The organism is Streptomyces otsuchiensis (genome assembly GCF_004305975.1).
In the GTDB taxonomy this organism is placed as follows: domain Bacteria; phylum Actinomycetota; class Actinomycetes; order Streptomycetales; family Streptomycetaceae; genus Streptomyces; species Streptomyces otsuchiensis.
The window spans coordinates 1-5132 of record NZ_BHZI01000351.1 but is presented as its reverse complement, the minus strand read 5'-3'; the positions used below and the strand labels follow the sequence as shown (position 1 = coordinate 5132).

4 protein-coding genes are annotated in these 5132 nt (G+C 75.0%); 3 read left to right on the top strand and 1 reads right to left on the bottom strand.

The genetic code is table 11. The features are described 5' to 3' along the window. Positions 1–957: serine/threonine-protein kinase (locus E0D90_RS23355; RefSeq protein WP_130799973.1), on the bottom strand; the 957-nt coding region annotated here is incomplete at its 3' end. Positions 958–1221: 264 nt separating this feature from the next. Here E0D90_RS23355 and E0D90_RS23350 point away from each other — a divergent pair. The 3 genes from E0D90_RS23350 to E0D90_RS23340 all read left to right on the top strand — a co-directional run bounded on the left by E0D90_RS23350 (position 1222) and on the right by E0D90_RS23340 (position 4883). Continuing rightward, the gene (locus E0D90_RS23350) at positions 1222–1641 is read left to right on the top strand and encodes a DoxX family membrane protein (RefSeq protein WP_130799972.1); all 420 of its coding nucleotides are present in this window, start codon (positions 1222–1224) and stop codon (positions 1639–1641) included. A gap of 267 nt (positions 1642–1908) precedes the next feature. Next, complete coding sequence (locus E0D90_RS23345) at positions 1909–3309, top strand: ATP-grasp domain-containing protein (protein ID WP_130799971.1); 1401 nt, start codon at positions 1909–1911, stop codon at positions 3307–3309. Beyond that, positions 3306–4883, top strand: a complete 1578-nt coding sequence (locus tag E0D90_RS23340) for a pyridoxal phosphate-dependent decarboxylase family protein (protein ID WP_227870434.1) — start codon at positions 3306–3308, stop codon at positions 4881–4883. The genes E0D90_RS23345 and E0D90_RS23340 overlap by 4 nt, the downstream gene beginning before the upstream one ends. The last annotated feature ends 249 nt before the right edge of the window (positions 4884–5132 follow it).

The following is a 5132-nucleotide window of genomic DNA, read 5'->3' as shown; positions in this document are numbered from 1 at the left end:
CGGCACGGCGGCGGGGGTCACCATCGCCATCCGCGGATCGACCCGCGTCGGCACATAGCCGGGCGGCGGCGCGTCGTCGAGCGCCGCCGGCACGAAGCCCGGAGTGTCCTCGACGTCGGGCCGGGGAAGCTGGCGCAGCGCGAGCGCGACATCCGAGGCGTGCGAGGGCCGCTCGTCGGGGGTCTTGGCCAGCAGGTGCATGATCAGCGCGTCCCACTCGGCGGGAACGCCGGGCCGCAGCGTGCTGGGCAGCTCCGGCACCGTCATCATGTGCGCGCGCATCAGCGCGTACAGGGCGCCGCCCTGGAACGGGGGCCGTCCGACGACCAGTTCGTAGAGCATGCAGCCCAGCGCGTAGAGGTCGCTGCGGGCGTCGTAGGAGCCGGACTCGATCTGCTCGGGCGCCATGTAGGCGGGGGTGCCGACCACCAGTCCGGTGCTGGTCAGCCGCGCCTGGTCGGCGCTCTCGCTGAGCACGGCGGCGATCCCGAAGTCCAGGACCCGCACCAGGCCGTCGGCGCAGACCATCACGTTGGCGGGCTTGAGGTCCCGGTGGACCACGTCGGAGTCGTGGGCGACAGCCAGCGCGCGGCAGATCTGCTCCGCCCAGCGCGCGATCTCGTCCAGCTTCGGCAGCTCCTGCTCGACGACCTCCCCGAGGGAGCGGCCGTGGAGGCGCTCCATCACCAGGTAGAGCAGCTTGTTGCCCTCGACCAGGGCCTCGCCCGCGTCGTGCACGGTGACGACGTAGGGGCTCGCGAGTCCGGCCAGCAGCTTGGCCTCGCGGTCGAACCGGTCCTTGGCCCGGGGGTCGCGGCGCACGGAGACGCCGCTCATCACCTTGATCGCGACCTGCCGCTCCAGACGCAGGTCAACGGCTTCCCAGACGGCCCCCATGCCGCCCTCGCCCAGTCGCTCCCCGATCCGGTACCGGCCATCCAGCACCAGCGCGTCCATCGTTTCCCCTGCCGCTCACGCCACTCGCTGAGACTTGCCGATCTCGCCCCGCCGTCTGTCAGGCCAGGCCAGGGTAACCCTTCACGGCTGTCAGGGACCCGTCGGCCCGGGAATTCGCCCGGTGGGCACACGGGCCGGTGCGGCAGGGCGGACGGGCCGTTGCGGGGACCGTGGGGCCGCGCTCGCACTGCGGGGTTCGCGGCCCGCGGTTAGCCTGAGATCGGGCTGGTCCGTATCCACCACGCCACGCGACAGGAGTTCCGCATGGACGTCCTGATCCTGATCGGACGCATCCTCTTCGTCGTCCTCTTCCTCTCCTCGGCCGTCGGCCACCTCACCCAGACCAAGGGCATGTCGCAGTACGCCGCCTCCAAGGGCGTGCCGTCGCCCTACTGGGCGACCTTCGGCAGCGGAGTGCTGCTGCTGGTCGGCGGACTGATGGTGCTGCTGGGCATCTGGGCCGACCTGGGGGCACTGCTGCTCCTGGTCTTCCTGCTGCCGACCGCGGTGCTGATGCACGGCTTCTGGAGCCAGAAGGACGGCGGCGCCCGCCAACAGGAGATGATCCAGTTCAACAAGGATCTGGCCCTGGCCGGTGCCGCGCTGATGCTGTTCGTCTTCTTCGCCTACGCCGGAAGCGACCTCGGCCTGACGATGACCGGGCCGCTGTTCAGCATCGGCTGACCTGCGCGTTGGGCCGCGCGTTGGCTGGCGCGTTGACCGGCGTCGGCCGGCGCTTCGGCCGGCGCGCGGCGTCGACCGGGCGCCGGTGACGGCCGAACGCGCGACCGGGCCCCGCCCGGCCGTGCGGCCACCGCCACCCGATCCGGCTGTTTACCGGGCGGGTTTCCGGCGCCGTCTGGCTGGACGCCCTCTCCTGCTGCTTCGCTCCTGCTGGAGCGCGGACCGGATCGGTCCCGCGCCGAGGGAACGCAGGTGACGGGAGCGCGCGTGACAGAGGTCGAGGTGTCCGGCCCGCCCCGGGCGGCGGAGGGCTCGCGCGTACCGGAGGGCGGTGCGCCCGTGCTGGAGGGCGTGGACGCCGCGGAGGGGCTCGCGCTGCTGGCTTCGCTGGTGGACCGGGTCACCTGGCTCGACCGTTCCGCGTTCCTGTTGTCGGCGTTCGGCCCCCGCCCGTCCTGGCTGAGCCACGCGGCGGTCTCGCCGATGCTCCCGCGCGGGGCGGCCACCGCCGGGCCGGACGCGCGGGCGGGTGACGGTGCCGCCGCCGGGCCGTCCGGCCGTCGGCTGGCGGTCGCCTTCGCCCCCGAGCACGGCGACCACGCCACGGCCTGGGCGGCGGCCCACGGCCACCGGCTGCTGGCACCGCCCGGCGGCGTGACGGCGCTGGCCGCCGACAAGATCGACGCGCTCACGGTCTTCCGCGCCTCCGGCGTCGACGTCCCCGAGCACGTGGTGATCCCGGCCGAAGCACGGCGCCCCGCCGCGTCGTACTGGCCCTCCCACTGGGAACGAGCGGTGCTCCAGCGGCGGGAGAACAACCTGCTGGGACGCGGCACCTGGCCGGTCGGCGACGCGACCGAACTGGAGGTGGCGCTGCGGCGGCAGCCGGGACGGGCGCTGCGGCTGAGCCGGATGTGTCCCGGCCTGCCACTGACGGTGAGCGGCTGCGTGGGCGGCGACCGTACCGTGGTATCCGCCGTCTCCCACCAGCTGGTGGGACTGCCTCAACTGGGCGCCGCCTGGGGGACGCACTGCGGCAACCAGTTGCTCGCGCCGGAGGACGTGGCGCCGGGGCTGTACGCGGCGGCGCGCGACGCCGGACGCAGGGTCGGGGAGACGCTCCGCGGTCTCGGCTACCGAGGCGTGTTCGGACTGGACCTGCTGGCCGGCGACGACGGTGACGACGTGCTCGCGGTGGAGATCAACCCCCGCTTCCAGACGGTGGTCTCACTCGTGCAGGGCGCGGAGCGCGCCGCCGGGCTGCTGCCGTCGCTGGGGCTGCACATCCTCGCCTGCCTGCTGCCCCGGCTCCCGGCAGGCCGGACGACGATGGGGCCGGTGCCCCGGCTGAGCCAGCTGGTGGTGCACGCCGACCGGCCCCGGTTCCTGAAGTCGGCGCCGCTACGCGGGCGTTGCCGCATCGCCCCCGACGGCTCCCTGCTGTCGGAGTCCGGGGACGCCGCCGCGCACGGCCCGCTCACCGCACTCGGCCCCGACGAGGCGCTGTGCTGGCCGCACGCGGCTGACGGCCGGGTCTCCCCCGGCGACGAACTGCTGTTGATGCAGTTCAGCGGCCGGACCTGCCCGCTCGAACCACGCCCGGCGCTGGGCCCGTTGGCACGTCACTGGGTCGCCGCCGCCACCCGCTCCCTCGGCGGCCCGGAGTGACCGCCCCGGCGAAGGCCGCCGACGGCGACGCCGAGCGCGGCCGCGAGCCGTACCGCCCTGGCGAACTGGCACTGTCCGAGGCGGAGATGCTGCAGGCCGGGTACCGGGCGGTGGAGACGGTGGTGGCACGGCTGCGGCATGTCGCCGCCGACCGGCCGCACGCGCTGGCCGCGCCCGCCGAACTCCGGGCGCTCATCGGCGAACCGGTACCGGAGGACGGCGGCGACCTCACCGACGCGCTGGAGTGGGCGGCGGACCATGTGCTGCCGGTAGGCGTCCGGTTCGACCACCCGAGGTGCTTCGCCTTCGTGCCCACCACCGGCAACTATCCGGCCGTCCTGGCCGACGCCCTGGCCGCCGCGTTCCTCAGCGTGCCGGGCGCCTGGTTCGTCGGGGCCGGGCCCACCCAGCTCGAACTCACCACCCTGGGCTGGCTCTGCGAACTGCTGGGACTCCCCCGCACCCACGGCGGGCTGTTCGTCAGCGGCGGCTCGGTCGCCAACCTCACCGCGCTGGCCGCCGCGCGCGACCACCGGGCCGGTGGCGAGGGCGAACTGGCGCGGGCGCGGCTCTACTGCTCGACGCAGGCCCACCCCTCGGTGGCGCGCGCGGCCCATCTGATCGGCCTGCGGCGTGAGCAGCTCATCGCCTTGCCGCCCGGCCCCGGGCTGCGGCTGGCACCCGACGACGTGCGCCGGCGGGTGTGCGCGGACCGCGCCTCCGGGCTGCTGCCGTTCGCCGTGGTCGCGACGGTCGGCACCACCGGCACCGGTGCCATCGACCCCCTGCCCGAACTCGGCGCGCTGTGCCAGAAGTACGGCATGTGGCTGCACGCCGACGGCGCCCACGGCGCCGCCGCCGCCATCACCGCGCGCGGCCGCGACCTGTGTGCGGGGCTGGACCGGGCGGACTCCCTCACCGTCGACCCGCACAAGTGGCTGTTCCAGCCGTACGAGGCGGGCTGCGTGCTGTTCCGCAGGCCCGAACTGCTGCGGGCCACCTACCGGATGGACCGCCACCGGCTCGACAACGGCTACCTGCTGCCCGCCCGGGCCCGGGGCCTGGAGACCAACCTCGACGACTACGGCCCCCAGCAGTCGCGCGGCCTGCGCGCGCTCAAGCTGTGGCTGTCGCTGAAGACCTTCGGCGCGGGCGCCTTCCGGCGCGCCGTGGACGGCGGGATCGACCTCGCCGAGTACGCCGCCCGACAGGTCACCGCACACCCCGAGTTGAGGCTGGTGACCCCGGCCAGCCTGGGCATCCTCACCCTGCGGTACCAGGCGGAGTCCGGCCGCGTCCCGATACCGCGACCGGCCGGCCCCGCCCCGGGGCGCGCCACCGCGACGCGGTTCGGGGCCAGCGGCGCCCGGTACGACGCCGACCTCCGGGCGGAGGCGGACGCCGTCCAGGACGACATCAGCGCCGCCGTGTGCGCGACCGGCCGGGCGATGGTGCTCACCACCGAGGTGCGCGGTGCCAGAGCGCTCCGGCTGTGCACCATCAACCCGGCGTCCACGCGTGCCGACGTGGACGAGACGCTCGACCTCGTCGTGGAGGCCGGACGGCGGCTCTGAGGGCCGGCCTCGCGCGTCGTCGCGCACTGCCACGCGTTGTCGCGACCCACGTGCGGGCCCCGTCCGGGGGACGCCCGGTGACAGTGCCGCGCTCCACGCCGCTGTCACCGGCAAGGGGTCGGTCCGCGCTTCGCCGCGGGCGCCGGGTGCTCGGCACGGACCGAGAGCGCACGGGCCGCGAGCGCACGGGCTGGCGGCTCGTCCCGGCACCGGGGCGCGCAACCGGCCGCCCCGCGACCGGCCCCACGA